The organism is Janthinobacterium sp. GW822-FHT07H10, assembly GCF_058798675.1.
In genome coordinates this window covers 90,107-105,606 of the sequence record NZ_JBXAKS010000011.1, presented here as the reverse complement: position 1 = coordinate 105,606, position 15,500 = coordinate 90,107, and the positions used below count along the sequence as shown (strand labels likewise).

Here is a 15,500-nt window from a genome sequence, read left to right as displayed (position 1 = left end):
ACGCCAGGTGGCGGGGCAGTGACAAGCCCTGCCATTCATGTTAGCTTGCCGTGTTAATAATACATGGGCAAGTGCGTGCATTCCTTTTCTTCTCCAGGCAAACCAGCGCCCCTCCTCGCCTGCGGCGTCCTGGCCGCCAGCCTGCTGTGCGGTGGCCAGGCCGCCGCGCAAAACGACGGGCGGGCCGCGCCGGCCGACACCAGCCAGTCCATCCACGTCAGCAGCATACGCGACCCGGAAATCACATCCTACCGCGCGATGGCGGCCGGCCTCGATGCCTTTGACGACCACCATGCAATGGCGCCCATGGCACGCGAAGTGCGCTTCCGGCTCATTCCCGGCCCCGGCATCGCGACCGATGCCCTGCGGGACGCAACCTTGCGCATCGTCGGCAACGAGACGGCGATCAGCGTACCCCTGTCTGCCGATGGCAGCTTTGTGCTGCCCCGCAGCGCGCAAGCCGACAGCGACGACGCGGACCTGGTCACCAACCAGAAAAAAGACCGGTTCCGCTGGCAGGCCAGCGTGCGCAGCGACGGCATACCGCCCGGCATGCGTCGTCTGGGCGACCTGCGCCTGCAATGCCAGGTAAGCAGCGTGATTGCCAGGAAAGAAATGCCGTTCTGGCTACGCGCCCTTGTCGCCGCCAAGCTGCGCGGCACCGACTGGTGCGCCGCCGGCAAGCTCAAGATGGGCACGTACAGCGATCCGGCCATCGCCAGCGCCACCCTGCTCGATGGCGTGCGCCGCATCGCGCTGCCGGTGAACGATACGGGCACGTCCTTCCAGGCCCCCCTGGGCGACAGCCGCTATGCGGACGATACCCTGATCGAACTGGTGTACCTCGATGGCGCCGGTGCGCCGCCCGCATCCTTGTGACCATTTGCGTCGCGCCCTGTTCCGTGTCAGCATACGCCACCTTGGCAACACGGATAAGGACTGCAATGCCCCTCACATCTCCACGCGCGCTGGCCGGCCACGGCGCTCTCGCCCTGGCCCTGCTGCTGGCCGGCCAGGCCTCCGTGGCGCTGGCGCAGGTTCCCGCCACAGCGGCCACGCCCGGCTGCGACGTCTGCGCCGCCTGGAACGCCGACCAGGCGCCGTTCCGCATCTTCGGCAATACCTATTATGTGGGCGTGAAGGGCCTCAGCTCCGTGCTCGTCAGCTCGCCGCAAGGCCATGTGCTGATCGATGGCGGCTTGCCGGAATCGGCGCAAAAGATCATCGCCAATATCGCCGCGCTGGGTTTCCGCATCGAGGACGTCAAGCTGATCCTCAATTCGCACGGCCATATCGACCATGCGGGCGGCCTGGCCGAACTGCAGCGGCGCAGCAATGCGCTGGTGGCCGCCAGCCCGTCGGCCGCGCTGGACCTGGCGTCCGGCGAAGTGGGGCCGGACGACCCGCAATACCATGCGCTGCCCAAGTACCCGCCCGTGAAGGACATGCGCCTGGCGCGCGACGGCAGCCATTTCGACGTCGGCCCCGTCAACCTGACGGCGCACGCCACGCCGGGCCACACGCCCGGAGGCCTGAGCTGGACGTGGCAATCGTGCGACGGTCCGCGCTGCCTGAACATGGTGTACGCGGACAGCCTCAATGCCGTCTCGCGCCCCGGCTTCAAGTTCAGCGCCAGCAGCGAGTATCCGCAGGCGCTGGCCGACTTGCGCCACAGCTTCGAGACGCTGGAAAAGCTGCCGTGCGACGTGCTGATCTCGGCCCACCCGGAAGCGTCGCAATTGTGGCAGCGGCTGGAGGCCAGTGCGACGGCAGGCAGCGAAGCCTTCGTCGACCCGCAGGCCTGCCGCGCCTACGTGGCGGCCGCGCGCACCCTGCTCGAAGCGCGCCTGGAGCAGGAAAAGCAGGAATGAGCTTGTCAACCGTGCACGCTGGCGCGGCGCCTATCTGCTAATCTGGCGCCATTCTGTTACCCCTGATTTCATAAGGAATTGCCATGTTCAAGATCGCCACCCTGATTCCCCTGGCCGCCATCGTCGCCTTCACGGCCGGCTGCGCGCAAACCCCGGTGCGCAGCGATGCCGCCGCCGCGGCGCCCGGCGCCACCTCGCCCGCCAAGCCGGCGCCGAAACTGACGGACACGCAGTGGAAGCTGAAGGAATTGAAGGGCAAGAAAATCGTGCGCAAGGCGCCCGAACAGCGCGACGTGACCCTGCTGCTGGCCGAAGGCCGCGCCGGTGGCCACAGCGGCTGCAACCAGATGATGGGCGGCTACACCAGCGATGGCGTCAGCACCCTGAGCTTTGGCCAGATGGCCGGCACCATGATGATGTGCCAGCCGCAGGACATGGAGCTCGAGCGCGAACTGCTGACCACCCTGGGCGAAGTCAATGGCTACCGCTATGCCGACCAGGAATTGCTGTTGCTGAAGGATGGCGTGCCCGTGGCGCGCTATGAAGCGCTGACGGTGAAGTAAAACCCGCACTCCCGCATGTGAAGAGTGCCCGAAAAACGTTCAGGGCAAGGCGCAGCGCCGCAGGCAGTACGCTAGTACGCCAAGGCGCTGCAACGCTGTCATGGACGTTTTCCCGGCCACTCTTCAGTCATTGCGCATCTGCGCCTGCGATACATTGCTCTCCGGCGGCACGCTCTGCGTCAGCCACACATTCCCCCCGATGGTCGACCCCGCGCCGATGGTGATGCGCCCCAGCACCGTCGCGCCCGCGTATATCACCACGTCGTCCTCGACGATGGGATGGCGCGGCGTGCCCTTGATCAGCGCACCGCTGGCATCTGCCGGGAAGCGCTTGGCGCCCAGGGTGACGGCCTGGTACAGGCGCACCCGCTGGCCGATGATGGCCGTCTCGCCGATCACCACGCCCGTGCCATGGTCGATGAAGAACGACGCGCCGATATGCGCGCCCGGGTGGATGTCGATGCCGGTCAGGGTATGCGCGATGTCGGCGATCAGGCGCGCGAGGAACGGTGCACCCAGCGCATGCAGGCGGTGCGCCAGGCGGTGGTACAGGATGGCGATGGTGCCCGGATAGCACAGCATGATCTCGGCCACTGAGGTGGCGGCCGGATCGCCCGCGTAGGCGGCCTGCACGTCCGACACCAGCAGCGCGCGGATATCGGGCAGGCTGGCGGCGAACGCGCGCGTGATGTCGCGCGCCTGCTGCGCCAGCGCCGCGTCGTCGCTGGCGGCATCGCCCTCGTCGCCGGCGGGCACGGCGTGAGCCGGGGCAGAAAACAGCAGGCCGCGCCGCACCTGCTCGCTGAGGCGGTTCAGGGTGGTGTTCAGGGTATCGCCGACAAAGTAGTCGATGCTTTCATCGGTCAGGTTGGGCCGCCCGTAATGGGTGGGGAACAGGGCCGCCGACAAGCCGTTGACGATGGTGGTCAGGGCTTCGCGCGACGGCAGTTCGCGCACCCTGCCGTTATGGCGGATCTTGTGCTTTTCCTCGCGCGAGGTGCGCAGCGCCTGGATCACGGGACCCAGGTTCCACTGGACCGTGTCGTCGGCGGGTGCTGCGGGATAGATGCTGTGCATGGGGACTCACTTCCGGAAAAACGGCGCGCAGGCCGGGTCGCCCCAGCTTAGCGGTCGGCACCGGCGACACCAACGAAGAATTTCACGCTTGCATATGCGAAAAACGCATATGCCAGGCCAGCAAGGGCGTCGGCAAACCCGATTGCCTCCACTAGCGTAAAATGACGGACTAACAAAAACACTCTTCAACATGACTAAATTATTAACATGGATCCTGGCGGGCCTGGCGATGGTCGGACCGCTTGCAATCGACACCTATCTGCCGTCTTTCCCCGCCATCGCGCAAGATTTCAATGCCAGCCCCCTGCTGGTACAGCAAACCCTGAGCTTTTTCCTGTTCACGTTCGCCTTCATGATGCTGTTTTACGGCACCCTGTCCGACTCGTTCGGCCGCCGCCCCGTGATCCTCGTCTCGCTGGTGCTGTACGTGATCGCCTCCGTGGGCGCGGCGCTGGCGCCGTCGCTGGGCTGGCTGCTGGCCTGGCGCGTGCTGCAGGGACTGTCGGCGGGCGCCGGCTCCGTGATCGGCCGCGCCATCGTGCAGGACCGCTATTCGGGCGCCGCCGCGCAAAAAATCCTCTCGCACATCATGATGGTCTTCGCGCTGGCGCCGGCCATCGCGCCCGTGCTGGGCGGCTGGCTGCAGGTGGGCCTGGGCTGGCGCTGGATCTTCTGGTTCCTCACGGCCTTCGGCGTGCTGATGTTCGTCATCGTCTGGCGCGCCTTGCCGGAAAGCTTGCCGAAGGAGCAGCGCCACGCCTTCCACCTGGGCGACATCGCCGTCAATTACTGGAAAGTGCTGTGCCACCGCCAGTTCCTGCTGCTGTCGACGGCCATCGGCGCGGCCTTTGGCGGCTTCGCCCTGTACATCGGTTCGGCCGCCTACTTCATCATCAACATCCTGCATTTGCCGGAGACGGCGTTCGCCTGGCTCTTCATTCCCCTGATCAGCGGCATGGTGATCGGTTCGGCCCTGTCGGCGAAAATCGCCCACCGCTACAGCCAGCGCCAGATGATCTGGGCCGGATTTATTTTGATGCTGGTGGCCGCGCTGGCCAACATCGGCTACAACTATTTCTTTGCCGCCGAAGTGCCATGGGCCGTGCTGCCCCTGTTCTTCTATTCGTTCGCCCTGTCCATCGCCATGCCGCCGATGACCCTGATGGCCCTGAACCACTTCCCCAACAACAGCGGCCTGGCATCGTCGATGCAGTCGTTCATCCAGATGCTGCTGTTCGCGCTCGTTTCGGGACTGGTGGCGCCGCTGCTGTTCGACAACGCCCTGAACCTGGCGTATGGCGTGATGGCGGGATTGGTGGTGAGCTTGCTGTGCTGGGTATTTGCCCAGGGTAAGGCAGACGCGTAGCTCGGATTAGGCCTGACGGGCCGTAATCCGACAACATGGTTCGCGGGTGATGTCGGATGACGCAATGGCGCGCCAAGCCGACCTGCGACTTCGTTGAGGATTGCCTCAAGGCCAGGGCGCGGGAGTGACGTCGACATACTGCGCCCCGCCCTGCTCCGGCTCCGGTTCGGCCCCATCGCGCGCGGCCGGCTGGTTCAATGAGCCGGCCGGCGAGCGCAAACTCAGTATTTCCTTGCGCGCCTCGACGAAGTCGGCCGAACTGAGGGGATTTTGCTGGTCCGGCCAATGGCTGACGGCCCATTCCTGCAAGGCTTCAAAGCGCCGCCACAGTTCGGCGATGAAGGCGCGGCGCGCCTCTTCCTGCGATGCTTCAAGTTGCTGCGGCGTCTTGTCGACGGCGTCACCGGTATGTATGTCCATGGCGGCTCCCTGGCTGATAAGTCATCGTGCCAGATTACACGGGGGCCAGCCAGCTGTCTGTTCGAGAACGAACACAGGATTTACTCGGGCATCTTGCGGAAACCCACGGCCAGGCGGTTCCAGGTATTGATGGTGCCGATGGCCAGGGTCACGTTGACCATCTCCGCCGGCGTCAATTGCTCGGCCAGCGCCGCGTACACGTCGTCCGGCGCCTGGCTTTGCGGCAGCAGGGTCAGCGCTTCCGTCCAGGCCAGCACGGCCCGCTCGCGCGGCGTGAAGAACGGCGTTTCGCGCCAGACGGAGACGGCGTACAGGCGGCGTTCCGTTTCGCCGGCCTTGCGCGCGTCGCTCGTGTGCAAGTCCACGCAAAAGGCGCAGCCGTTGATTTGCGACGCGCGCAGGCGGATCAGCTCGAGCAGCGAGTGTTCCACGCCCAGCCTGGCAATCGCCGCTTCCAGCGCGTACATGGCCTTGACGGCGTCCGGCGAAGCTTGTGTGAAGTCGAGTCTTGGCTGTGTCATGATGCATTCCTTGATAGAGTAAAGATGCACTATTGTAGAAGCGCGAGCAGCGCGCGCGGCAGGCCAATCCCGCCGAAAAATGGCAGACCACCAGCAGACATCCCATGGAATTACATATCCTGATCGACGGCACGCGCGACCTGGGCGGCCAGCTGTATCGCCAGCTCAGCGAAGCGATCCGCTCCGGCCGCCTGGCCGATGGCCAGCAACTGCCGCCCTCGCGCCTGCTGGCCAGCCAGCTGGGCCTGTCGCGCAAGACGGTGTCGGACGTGTACGACAAGCTTGCCTATGAAAAACTGCTGGTAGGCAAGGTCGGCGTGGGCAGTTTCGTGCAGACGCCGCATGCCTCGCCGCAGCGCCGTCACGCCAGCACGCCGCTGGCCAGCGCGCAGCGCATCGCGCAGTGGGAATCCATGCCGCTGCCCCTGCGCCGGGCGGGACAGGAAACCCCGGCGCGCTATGCCTTCATCGGCGGACGCGCCACGCCATCGCACTTCCCGCAGGATGAATGGCGCGCCTGCGTGCTGCACGCGCTGCGCCAGGATGGCCAGGCGCGCGGCCGCTACAGCTCCGTGGAAGGCTTGCCCGCCCTGCGCACGGCGATCGCCGGCCACGCCGCCTTCAGCCGCGGCATCCATTGCACGCCAGAACAGGTGCTGGTGACGAGCGGCGCGCAACAGGCGTTGGGCCTGCTGGCGCATGCCCTGCTGGAAGCGGGCGATACGGTTGCCGTGGAAGAACCCGGCTATCCCGTGGCGCGCGCCGTGTTCGCCAGCCATGGCGCGCGCGTGACGGGCGTGGCCGTGGACGAGGACGGCCTCGTCGTCGAGCAGATACCCGATGGCACGCGCTTGATCTATGTCACGCCGGCACACCAGTTTCCACTCGGCATGCCGATGAGCATGGCGCGCCGCCATGCCCTGCTGGAGCGGGCCAGGCAACTGGGCGCCATCATCATCGAGGACGATTACGACAGCGCCTTCCGCTACGAGGGCCGGCCCGAGGATTCCCTGCAAAGCATGGACCGCTACGGCATCGTGGCCCATGTGGGCAGTTTTTCCAAGATCATGCTGCCGGAATTGCGGCTCGGCTATGTTGTGCTGCCGCAAGCCATCGTGGCCGCCGTGCAAACGGTGAAATACCTGGACGATTGCCATACGGCCAGCCTGGGCCAGCACGCGCTGGCCAAGTTCATCCAGGATGGCCATTTGCTGCGCCACATACGCCGCTGCCACGACATCTATGCGGGACGGCGCGAACGGCTGCAGCACTGGTTCAACGGCCCGTTGTCGCCCTGGTTCCGCCTGGTGCCGGCCAGCGCCGGCTTCCACGTGGCGGCCGTGGCGCAGGCGCCGCTCGACATCGCCGAACTGCTGCGCCGGGCGCGCCTGGCCGACGTCAGCCTGTATGCGCTGTCGAGCTTTTACCATGGTCCGGCGCGCCATGAAGGCTTGTTCCTCGGCTATGGCGCCATCGACCGGCTCGATATCGACACGGCGCTGGCCATCGTGCTGGCCATCCTGCAGGAAATCGCTCCCCTCAGCGCGCCTGCCAGCGGTAATGCCCCGTGACCGGATAGCTGAACAGGATATTTTCCTCGCGCGCCCCTTCGCCGATGTTGTGGATGATGAGCGGCACGCCATTCCACGACTGCCTGTCGCTGACGATGCCGATATGCGTGAGATTGCGCGGCAGGCGCCACGTGACGATGTCGCCGGCGCGGTAAGCGCCCGCCTTCTCGCTGGGCCGCAGGCTGGTGCCGTGGCGCGCAAAGAAGGTGCCCAGGTTCGGCACGCGGCGATGGTCGATATTGCGGTCCGGCCCCTTCATCTGCCAGCGCCCCTGCTGCTGGTACACCTGCCACGCCTTGCGCATGTCCTCGTGCACGAGCACCTGCAAGTCCTGCCCCAGCTGGCGGTAGGCGCGCACCACCACATCCGTGCACACGCCCCGCTCGAGGGGCACGTCGCCGCCCGGATAGGCGAGGCGCTCGTAGCGCGGGTCATACCGCACGGTCACGCCCACCTGGCTGCGGGCCGCGGCGACGAGGGCTTGCGGCGTGGCGGCCGGGGCGGCGTGCGGCGCCAGCGGCAAGAGTGTAAACAGCAGGATGGGGAGCAGTTTGGACGGCATGACAGTCAGGTAATTATGGCAATACGGCAAACTTTACCCGATGCGGGCGCAAAGCGCCGTTTACCTAGAGCGCTGCCAGCTGCGCCAGGTGGGCGGGAAAATCCACGGCCGGGCCGGCCGCATTGATGGTATCGAAATAATCATGCCAACCCGTGGCGGCGATCCCCGCCAGCAAGGCGTCGAGCGCCGCCTCGTGCGGCAAGCGCCAGACGGCATAAAATTGCTGGGTCGCCCCATGCAACTTGCCGCCATCGACGGCGCCCACCGCGGCGAAATACGCCTGGCGCGCGGCGCCATCGAGGGCCAGCCAGGCCGGTTTCGGGCTATACAGTTCCAGCAGATAGCGCATGTTTTCTCCTTGAGTGATCCATCGTCAGGCCAGCGAACGCCGGGCCCGCTTGCAGATGCGCTGCGTGGCGGCGTTGCTGCCGTCCGCCAGCCATTGCCCGCACAGGTCGCGTACCCACTCCGGCTGGCTCTTGGCCGCATCGTTGAGCCAGTTCGCCACGGAATCCTGCACATAGACGGCCGGGTCGGCCCGCAACGGCTGCAGCAGCGGCAAGGCCAGCTGCGGCTGCTGTTTTAACCGGGCGATATGCGCGCACCACACGCCGCGCGGACGCAGCGCTTCGCAGGCAAAGCGGCGCAGGCGTTCCGACGGCTCCGCCGTCCACGGCGCCAGCAGCGCGATGGCCTCGTCCAGGCTCGCCGCCAGCCGGGGCCGCAGCGCCAGCCAGGCCCATTCGCGCACGCCGAAGTGCCCATCGTCGGCCAGCGGACGCATGGCGGCCAGCTGTTGCGGCAAATCCAGGTCAGGCCGGGCGGCGATGGCGAAACAAACCCAGCCCCGCACCGTGTCGGACGCATGCGCCTGCAGCGGCGCCAAGTCCACCCGGGTATCGAGCAGCAATTGCGCCGCCAGCGCCATGCGCCTGGTGATGCCTGCCCCCGCCTGCGCCCGCATCAGGGCCAGCCTGTCCTCGCCGATGGCGGGCACGGCCGCCGCCAGCAGCATGCTGAAATCGATGGCCAGCCCTTCCGTCAGGGTGGCGCTGGCCACCGCGCCCCCGTTCAACAGGGCCAGGCGCGCGGGCGCGATGTCGGCGATGCCTTTGCTCATGCCGCGCCCCGGTCTGTTTTGCGCCAGGCTTTTTCCAGCAGGGAACTCAACACGTGCATTTCTTCGGCCGTGAAATCGGCAAACAGGCTGGCGATCCACTGCGCGTGTTCATCGACGAGCGTCGCGGCCGCCGTTGCCCCCTTGGCGCTCAGACGCACCAGCAGCTTGCGCCGGTCAGCCTGGTCCGCGTGGCGCGCCAGGAAGCCATCGCGCTCGAGGCCGTCGAGCAAGCCCGTGATGGTGCCGCGCGTCACGCCGGCCCGCTCGGCCAGTTCGTGCGGCGAGAGCCCCTGTGGCACGTCACGCAGCAGGAACAGCAAGACAAACTTGCCTTCCGACAGGCCGTGCCGGCCCAGGCGCGTGGCGCAATCGCCATCGATGGCGGACGCCAGGCCCAGCACTTCAAAGCACAGGCGCAGGTGTCCGATGGCTTCCGGCATGGCCGCGCCGGGCGCGCGACGCTGCACGTCGCCCAGCAGGGCCGTGTATTTCTGTTCGAGTTTTATCATATGGCACAATATAGTATGGCGCCATACTTATTGTCAAATAAAAAGGCACGACGGTTGCCCGGCGCGCCTGCCTGCGTGCTGCGTGCTTAGCCGCGCGCCTTGTCGCGCGCCCAGGCGATGATGGCATTGGCGTCGATGGCACCAGGCTGGCGCGCCACTTCCACGCCATTGCGGAACAGGGCCAGGGTGGGAATGCTGCGGATATTGAAACGGGCGCCCAGGTCTTGCGACGCTTCCGTATTGACTTTGACCACGCGGAACGCCGGCTCCAGCACTTTGGCGGCCTGGACATAGAACGGCGCCATGCTGCGGCAGGGACCGCACCAGGGCGCCCAGAAGTCCACCAGCACGGGGATGTCGCTGCGTCCGATATGCTTGAGGAAACGGGCGCTGGCCAGGTCCACGGGCTGGCCCGTGAATAAATCCTTCTGACACTTGCCGCACGTGGGCTGCTCGCTGAGGCGGGCTGGCGGCAGGCGGTTGACGGCGTCGCAATGGGGGCAAACGATGTGCAGGGAGTCTGGCGTGGTCGAGGTCATGGCTTTCCTGAATACATGCCGTGGAATCGGCAAACCTGCATTTTACGGCCAATTGCGCGCAAGCCTCGTGCATGCGCACGATTGACGATAGACAATAATTGCTGGATCCGCAATACTGCAAAATGCGTATCGTTGCCGGATTGCAGTACCCTGCCATGTCAACGACGCCAGCCTACGCGAGGAAACCCATGCACATGACCGATCCCCCGGCGCACGCCGTGCTCGACGCTACCCTGGCGCGCCAGCGTGCCGCCTATCTGGCGCACCCGGTGCCCTCGCTGGCCGAGCGCAGGCGCGATTTACTGACATTGCAACGGTTTATCCGCGAGCACAAGGCGGCACTGTGCGCGGCCATCAGCGCCGACTATGGCAACCGTTCCGAACACGAAACCTTGCTGGCGGAGATCTTTCCTGCCATCGACGGCATCGACCATGTGCTCAAGCAGCTGAAGAAATGGATGCGGCCGCAGCGGCGCGCCGTGGACTGGCGCAATTTTCCCGGTGCCCGCAACCGCGTGATCCCGCAGCCGCTGGGCGTGGTCGGCGTCATCGTGCCGTGGAACTTCCCCGTGAACCTGAGCCTGGTGCCCTTGACCTACATCTTCGCCGCCGGCAACCGCGCCATGGTCAAGATGAGCGAGAATTCGCGCCACCTGGCCCGGCTGCTGATCGAGACCATGCCCGCCTACTTTCCAGCGGAAAAACTGCAGTTTTTTGAAGAGACGGGCGGCGTGGGCATTGCTTTTTCTCGATTGCCATTCGACCACCTGCTGTTTACGGGCTCCGGCCAGACGGGCCGCGCCGTCATGGCGGCCGCGGCACAGAATCTGTGTCCCGTGACACTGGAGCTGGGCGGCAAGGCGCCGGCCATCGTCTGCCCCGACTTTAATCTGCGCACGGCGGCCGAGCGCATCCTGTTCGTCAAGTACCTGAACGCGGGGCAGATCTGCACCAGCGTCGACCACGCCTGGCTGCCGCAGGACAGCATCGCCGCCTTCGTGCAACATGCGCGCGACATCGTGCCCGCGCGCTATGCGCGGCTCGATACGCCCGATTACACCTCCATCATCGATGCGCCATCGTTCGAGCGCCTGCTGCAGGCGCTCGACGAGGCGCGCGCGCGCGGGGCGCAAGTCATTTCATTGCTGCCGGGACCGGCCTATGACCGCGCCACGCGCAAGATCGCGCCCCACATCGTGCTCGATGCGCCCGCCGACAGCCTGCTGCTGACGCGTGAAATCTTCGGCCCCATCCTGCCCGTGCGCGGCTACACGACGCTGGAAAGCGTGATCGACAGCATCAATGGGGGACCGCGCCCGCTGGCCATCTATCCTTTCAGCAACCAGGGCAAGACCGTGCACATGCTGATCGAACGCGTGATGTCGGGCGGCGTTTCCGTCAACGACGCCCTGTTCCATGTGGGCCAGCACGACTTGCCGTTCGGCGGCGTGGGCGAGTCCGGCATGGGCCACTACCACGGCGTCGAAGGCTTCCAGACGTTCAGCAAGCTGCGGCCCGTGTTCTACCAGGCACGCTACAGCCCTTTGACACTGCTGCGGCCGCCGTATGGCAAGCTGGCCAGCCGCGTGCTGGGCTTCCTGACGCGCTGAGGCGCATCCGGAAGCGTCCTGCTTACAGGAACAGCGAGGCGGCGATGGCCCACATGACGAGGGCGATGATGCCGTCGAGCACGCGCCAGGCCATGGGCTTGGCAAACACGGGCGCCAGGTAGCGGGCGCCAAAGCCCAGCAGGAAGAACCACAGGGCCGAGGCCATGATGGCGCCGCCGGCAAAATAGAAGCGTCCCATGCCTTCATGCTGGCCGCCGATCGAGCCCAGCAGGATGACCGTGTCGAGGAAAGCGTGCGGATTCAGCAGGCTGAACGCCAGCGCCGCGCCAATCACGGCCCAGTAGCCTTCCGGCGACTTGGCGGCCGATACCGTCATGGCCGTGGGGCGCCACGCGGATTTGGCGGCGCGCAAGCCATAGGCGATCAGGAAGGTGGCGCCGCCGGCCTTGGCCCACAGCAGGAAATTGGGGTTGTCGGCAATAAACGTGCCCATGCCGGCCACGCCGGCCGTGATCAGGATGGCGTCGCACACGAGGCACACCAGGATGCAGGTGAGCACGTAATGGCGCTTCAAGCCCTGCTTGAGCAAGAATGCGTTTTGCGTGCCGATGGCCACGATCAGGCTCGCTCCGAGCCCCATGCCTTTCAAGAAAATTGCGCTATCCATATCGATTCCTTTCCATTGCTTTCCATCACGCGCACGGCCGCCCACGCTCTGCCGGTAATGGCAAAGTCATCAGAGGTAGGTGGAGGGTGTAGCGGTACCTGTCAGGCCGCGCTGCGGAGTGGAGTTGTTACCCTATTTCAACAGTGTAAAGAAAAAGTAAATATAAGTATAATGAATGATTCTAAACATATATAAGAGAAACTTATGCGTGTCGTCGACTACCGTGGATTGGCCGCCCTCGACGCCGTGATCGGCCTGGGCAGCTTTGAAAAGGCCGCGCATGCGCTGGCAATCAGCCAGCCGGCCGTGTCGCAGCGTATCCGCACGCTGGAAAACCTGGAAGGCACCTTGTTGATCATCCGCAGCCACCCGCCCGCGCCGACGGAAGCGGGCCAGCGCCTGATCGCCCATTACCGCCAAGTCAAGCTGCTGGAAGCGGCACTCGACGCCCAGCCCGGCCCCACCACGCAGCTGCCGGCGCTGGCCATCGCCGTCAATGCCGACAGCGCCGCCACCTGGATACCGGAAGCGCTGGGGCCGCTGCTGACGCCGCCATCGTGCCTGCTCGACATCCGCCTCGACGACCAGGACCACACGCTGAGCCAGTTGCGCGAAGGCCGCGTCTTTGCCTGCGTCACCAGCGCCACCGACCTCGTGGCCGGCACCACGGCCACGCCGCTGGGTGGCATGCGCTACCTGTGCGTGGCTTCGCCCGCGTTTGCGCAGCAATGGTTTCCCCATGGATTTACGGTCGACGCCGTCAGCCAGGCGCCCGCCATCACGTTCGGCAGCAAGGATGCGCTGCACGAACGCTACCTGCAGCACCGCCTTGGCTACACGGGCCGCTATCCGCACCATGTGCTCGGCTCGGCCCGCGACTTCGTGCGCTTCATCGAAGCGGGTTATGCCTATGGCATGGTGCCCCTGCTGCAGGCGGAAACGGCGCTGGCCGCCGGCAGGCTGATCGACGTGGCGGCAGGCCAGGCGCTCGACGTGCCGCTGATCTGGCATGCGTGGGATATCCAGACGCCGCTCACGCGCATGCTGTCGGACGCCGTCATCGCCACGGCCCGCAAGTGGCTGTTGCAGGATTAAATGTTGCCTCCTGATTAATTATCTATGCCACTTTGCAACAATTGCGTGCATGCCACGCCCTGCTTGGCCTACACTGCAAGCATAATGCATAAAAACAAGGGGCAAGCATGACGATCCTGCGCACTACCCTGCTCGGCTTGCTGGCTGCAATTCCGCTGGCTGCCGGCCTGATTGCCTGCTCACCCTTGACAGCCATCAATGCCCTGTCGTCCGGCAGCGCCTCGCAAGTCACGCGCGGCCTGGCATACGGCCCCCTGCCGCGGCAAAAACTCGACGTGTATGCGCCCAAAAACGCTGCCGGCCCCGTGCCCGTGGTGGTCTTTTTTTATGGCGGCAACTGGACTTCGGGCGAGCGCGCCGACTATGCCTTTGTCGGCCATGCGCTGGCCTCGCGCGGCTACCTGGCCGTGATCGCCGACTACCGCCTGTATCCAGACGTACACTACCCTGACATCCTGCAGGACGCGGCCCGCGCCGTGGCCTGGGCCGCGATGGAATCGAGCCGCCATGGCGGCGACCCGACGCGGCTGTTCGTCATGGGGCATAGCGCCGGCGCCTACAATGCGGCCATGGTGGCGCTCGACGCCAGCCTGCTGGCCCGTCACGGCATGCGCCCGCAAGACTTGCGCGGCTGGATAGGCCTGGCCGGTCCCTACGACTTCCTGCCGATCGAAAACCCCACCGCCCGCCCCGTGTTCTTTTACCCGGACACGCCCGTGTCTTCGCAACCGATCCACCATGTAACAAGGGCGGCACCACCGGCCCTGCTGATCGCGCCGGCACCGGGCCACGACAAACTGGTCAATCCGCAGCGCAACACGGGCGGCCTGACCGGCGCCTTGCGCGCCCTGCACCGGCCCGTCACGGAACGCTATTTCGACAGGGTCAGCCACGCCTCGCTGGTGGCGACCCTGGCCGGCCCCTTGCGCGGCCTGGCGCCCACGCTCGACGATATCAGCGCCTTCATCGATGCCCACGGCAAGGCGGACACGGCGGATTCGACGGATACGCCGCCAATCCCGGCCACGCGCGCTTCCACTCCGGTGCCGGCAAACGCCGTCACGCGGGCCGCCGCAACGCAACTGGCCCCCGACGACAAAACGCCCGCCCCCTGAGGGACGGGCGCTGCACCAGTCAAGCAAGCCCGACACTGCTGAACGGCTCTTGCCGGCGCCGCCAAGGCTCGGCCCTTGGCGGCACGGCCAGGCCGCCGGCAGCGGCCCGCTTACTCTTTACGGCTGGCGCTGCTGGTGCTTTTACTTTGCGCGCCGCTCGCTTGCGCCGCGCCGCTTTCGCTGCCGGCCGACTGCTGGCTGCCCTGGTGGCTGGCGCTTTGCAGGCTCTGGCCGTCGCGGCTTTGCGCACCGCGCTGCTGGTCACGGTTGGCGCCGTTCTGGTGGTAAGCCTGGAACGGCTCGGCGATGCGCTGCATGGCTTCCTGCTGCTTGCGCACGTTTTTCTCCGTTTCTTCCGATGCCGTGCGGGCCACTTCCTCAGCCAGGGCCTTGGCCGTGCGGCTCGTTTCAGTCACATGCTGCTCGGCCACGTTGGCCAGTTCGACCTGCGTATCGGCGGCCAGGCGCGACACTTGCTGCTGGTATTTGCGCAGTTGCTCGGCGGCAGGCTGGCCCGATGCGGCGGCCACCTGAAACACATCTTCCACGCGCTCGACCGTCAGCAAGTTCTGGCTGGTGATCGTGCTCTCTTCCAACAAGCCTTGTGCCAGTTGCATGTTCAAATCATTAAATTGCTGTGCCGACTGGAACAGCGACTTCGACAGGCCATTAAAGAACGCCAGTTGGGCTTCCAGGTGGTTTTTGGCGGCAGGAGTAACACTACGGGAATATGGATACATGGAGTTTCCTCATTAAATGACGGTTGGGATGGACTGCTTGTGTGACGGCCCGGCCATGCAAGCTGCAAGGAGAATGACCAAGCTGTGCCACGAGACGCGAAAAACATATCCGGTTGGCGGGAAGATGCTTTACAACGCGAGTCCCAAGGCTACGTGAGCACCGCCGGCGAGGGATGATCTGGATCAAAGGTGC

At 65.6% G+C, this 15,500-nt stretch carries 18 protein-coding genes; 8 read left to right on the top strand and 10 right to left on the bottom strand.

Annotation, left to right across the window (positions count from 1 at the left end; translation table 11 throughout):
- Positions 1–75 precede the first annotated feature (75 nt).
- The 3 genes from AC1RDJ_RS22300 (at position 76) to AC1RDJ_RS22290 (ending at position 2,434) form a co-directional block, all read left to right on the top strand.
- Positions 76–879 (top strand): hypothetical protein, encoded by an 804-nt coding sequence (locus AC1RDJ_RS22300; protein WP_493028735.1) that lies wholly within the window; start codon positions 76–78, stop codon positions 877–879.
- A gap of 65 nt (positions 880–944) precedes the next feature.
- On the top strand, positions 945–1,871 hold the full coding sequence (gene bla / locus AC1RDJ_RS22295; protein ID WP_493028734.1) for a subclass B3 metallo-beta-lactamase: 927 nt from the start codon (positions 945–947) through the stop codon (positions 1,869–1,871).
- 83 nt (positions 1,872–1,954) lie between these two features.
- Positions 1,955–2,434 carry an META domain-containing protein gene (locus AC1RDJ_RS22290; protein ID WP_289888878.1) on the top strand — a complete coding sequence of 160 codons (480 nt, stop codon included), beginning with the start codon at positions 1,955–1,957 and terminating at the stop codon, positions 2,432–2,434.
- Between the two features lie 123 nt (positions 2,435–2,557).
- On the opposite strand, the gene epsC is transcribed toward AC1RDJ_RS22290, so the two are convergent.
- Positions 2,558–3,511, bottom strand: coding sequence for a serine O-acetyltransferase EpsC (gene epsC / locus AC1RDJ_RS22285; protein ID WP_493028733.1), 954 nt, complete (start codon positions 3,509–3,511; stop codon positions 2,558–2,560).
- A 190-nt stretch (positions 3,512–3,701) separates the two neighbouring features.
- Between epsC and AC1RDJ_RS22280 the strand changes: the two genes are divergently transcribed.
- Entirely contained in the window at positions 3,702–4,877 is a 1,176-nt protein-coding gene (locus tag AC1RDJ_RS22280) for a multidrug effflux MFS transporter (protein WP_493028732.1), read from the top strand.
- A 105-nt stretch (positions 4,878–4,982) separates the two neighbouring features.
- Here the strand turns inward: AC1RDJ_RS22280 and AC1RDJ_RS22275 are convergent, their stop codons facing one another.
- Positions 4,983–5,297, bottom strand: a complete 315-nt coding sequence (locus AC1RDJ_RS22275; protein ID WP_071324289.1) for a hypothetical protein — start codon at positions 5,295–5,297, stop codon at positions 4,983–4,985.
- A gap of 80 nt (positions 5,298–5,377) precedes the next feature.
- Positions 5,378–5,818, bottom strand: coding sequence for a carboxymuconolactone decarboxylase family protein (locus AC1RDJ_RS22270; protein WP_071324290.1), 441 nt, complete (start codon positions 5,816–5,818; stop codon positions 5,378–5,380).
- Between the two features lie 104 nt (positions 5,819–5,922).
- On the opposite strand from AC1RDJ_RS22270, the gene pdxR reads away from it, so the two are divergent.
- Complete coding sequence (pdxR, locus tag AC1RDJ_RS22265) at positions 5,923–7,389, top strand: MocR-like pyridoxine biosynthesis transcription factor PdxR (protein ID WP_493028731.1); 1,467 nt, start codon at positions 5,923–5,925, stop codon at positions 7,387–7,389.
- On the opposite strand, the gene AC1RDJ_RS22260 is transcribed toward pdxR, so the two are convergent.
- From AC1RDJ_RS22260 to trxC, 5 genes are all read right to left on the bottom strand, one after another.
- The gene (locus AC1RDJ_RS22260; protein WP_493028730.1) at positions 7,358–7,951 is read right to left on the bottom strand and encodes a DUF1287 domain-containing protein; all 594 of its coding nucleotides are present in this window, start codon (positions 7,949–7,951) and stop codon (positions 7,358–7,360) included. The genes pdxR and AC1RDJ_RS22260 overlap by 32 nt on opposite strands.
- Before the next feature lie 64 nt (positions 7,952–8,015).
- Positions 8,016–8,300, bottom strand: a complete 285-nt coding sequence (locus AC1RDJ_RS22255) for a DUF6616 family protein (RefSeq protein ID WP_493028729.1) — start codon at positions 8,298–8,300, stop codon at positions 8,016–8,018.
- A gap of 24 nt (positions 8,301–8,324) precedes the next feature.
- Positions 8,325–9,071 carry a DNA alkylation repair protein gene (locus AC1RDJ_RS22250; RefSeq protein ID WP_493028728.1) on the bottom strand — a complete coding sequence of 249 codons (747 nt, stop codon included), beginning with the start codon at positions 9,069–9,071 and terminating at the stop codon, positions 8,325–8,327.
- On the bottom strand, positions 9,068–9,577 hold the full coding sequence (locus AC1RDJ_RS22245; RefSeq protein ID WP_493028785.1) for a MarR family winged helix-turn-helix transcriptional regulator: 510 nt from the start codon (positions 9,575–9,577) through the stop codon (positions 9,068–9,070). The genes AC1RDJ_RS22250 and AC1RDJ_RS22245 overlap by 4 nt, the downstream gene beginning before the upstream one ends.
- An 89-nt stretch (positions 9,578–9,666) precedes the next feature.
- A complete protein-coding gene (gene trxC / locus AC1RDJ_RS22240; protein ID WP_071324296.1) occupies positions 9,667–10,119 on the bottom strand; it encodes a thioredoxin TrxC in 453 nt (150 codons plus the stop codon).
- 194 nt (positions 10,120–10,313) lie between these two features.
- On the opposite strand from trxC, the gene AC1RDJ_RS22235 reads away from it, so the two are divergent.
- Positions 10,314–11,729, top strand: coding sequence for a coniferyl aldehyde dehydrogenase (locus AC1RDJ_RS22235; protein ID WP_493028727.1), 1,416 nt, complete (start codon positions 10,314–10,316; stop codon positions 11,727–11,729).
- Between the two features lie 22 nt (positions 11,730–11,751).
- Here the strand turns inward: AC1RDJ_RS22235 and AC1RDJ_RS22230 are convergent, their stop codons facing one another.
- Entirely contained in the window at positions 11,752–12,357 is a 606-nt protein-coding gene (locus AC1RDJ_RS22230; protein WP_071324298.1) for a LysE/ArgO family amino acid transporter, read from the bottom strand.
- 204 nt (positions 12,358–12,561) lie between these two features.
- Here AC1RDJ_RS22230 and AC1RDJ_RS22225 point away from each other — a divergent pair, with 204 nt between their 5' ends.
- Entirely contained in the window at positions 12,562–13,452 is an 891-nt protein-coding gene (locus AC1RDJ_RS22225; protein WP_493028726.1) for a LysR family transcriptional regulator ArgP, read from the top strand.
- 107 nt (positions 13,453–13,559) lie between these two features.
- The gene (locus tag AC1RDJ_RS22220) at positions 13,560–14,567 is read left to right on the top strand and encodes an alpha/beta hydrolase (protein ID WP_493028725.1); all 1,008 of its coding nucleotides are present in this window, start codon (positions 13,560–13,562) and stop codon (positions 14,565–14,567) included.
- 110 nt (positions 14,568–14,677) lie between these two features.
- Here the strand turns inward: AC1RDJ_RS22220 and AC1RDJ_RS22215 are convergent, their stop codons facing one another.
- Positions 14,678–15,307 carry a phasin family protein gene (locus AC1RDJ_RS22215; protein ID WP_493028724.1) on the bottom strand — a complete coding sequence of 210 codons (630 nt, stop codon included), beginning with the start codon at positions 15,305–15,307 and terminating at the stop codon, positions 14,678–14,680.
- Between the last annotated feature and the right edge of the window lie 193 nt (positions 15,308–15,500).

Bases quoted from the DNA above. Each gene is read 5' to 3' on its own strand.
- bla (WP_493028734.1), top strand. From the start codon at position 945: ATGCCCCTCACATCTCCACGCGCGCTGGCCGGCCACGGCGCTCTCGCC.
- AC1RDJ_RS22290 (WP_289888878.1), top strand. From the start codon at position 1,955: ATGTTCAAGATCGCCACCCTGATTCCCCTGGCCGCCATCGTCGCCTTC.
- epsC (WP_493028733.1), bottom strand. From the start codon at position 3,511: ATGCACAGCATCTATCCCGCAGCACCCGCCGACGACACGGTCCAGTGG.
- AC1RDJ_RS22280 (WP_493028732.1), top strand. From the start codon at position 3,702: ATGACTAAATTATTAACATGGATCCTGGCGGGCCTGGCGATGGTCGGA.
- AC1RDJ_RS22275 (WP_071324289.1), bottom strand. From the start codon at position 5,297: ATGGACATACATACCGGTGACGCCGTCGACAAGACGCCGCAGCAACTT.
- AC1RDJ_RS22270 (WP_071324290.1), bottom strand. From the start codon at position 5,818: ATGACACAGCCAAGACTCGACTTCACACAAGCTTCGCCGGACGCCGTC.
- pdxR (WP_493028731.1), top strand. From the start codon at position 5,923: ATGGAATTACATATCCTGATCGACGGCACGCGCGACCTGGGCGGCCAG.
- AC1RDJ_RS22260 (WP_493028730.1), bottom strand. From the start codon at position 7,951: ATGCCGTCCAAACTGCTCCCCATCCTGCTGTTTACACTCTTGCCGCTG.
- AC1RDJ_RS22255 (WP_493028729.1), bottom strand. From the start codon at position 8,300: ATGCGCTATCTGCTGGAACTGTATAGCCCGAAACCGGCCTGGCTGGCC.
- AC1RDJ_RS22250 (WP_493028728.1), bottom strand. From the start codon at position 9,071: ATGAGCAAAGGCATCGCCGACATCGCGCCCGCGCGCCTGGCCCTGTTG.
- trxC (WP_071324296.1), bottom strand. From the start codon at position 10,119: ATGACCTCGACCACGCCAGACTCCCTGCACATCGTTTGCCCCCATTGC.
- AC1RDJ_RS22235 (WP_493028727.1), top strand. From the start codon at position 10,314: ATGACCGATCCCCCGGCGCACGCCGTGCTCGACGCTACCCTGGCGCGC.
- AC1RDJ_RS22230 (WP_071324298.1), bottom strand. From the start codon at position 12,357: ATGGATAGCGCAATTTTCTTGAAAGGCATGGGGCTCGGAGCGAGCCTG.
- AC1RDJ_RS22225 (WP_493028726.1), top strand. From the start codon at position 12,562: ATGCGTGTCGTCGACTACCGTGGATTGGCCGCCCTCGACGCCGTGATC.
- AC1RDJ_RS22220 (WP_493028725.1), top strand. From the start codon at position 13,560: ATGACGATCCTGCGCACTACCCTGCTCGGCTTGCTGGCTGCAATTCCG.
- AC1RDJ_RS22215 (WP_493028724.1), bottom strand. From the start codon at position 15,307: ATGTATCCATATTCCCGTAGTGTTACTCCTGCCGCCAAAAACCACCTG.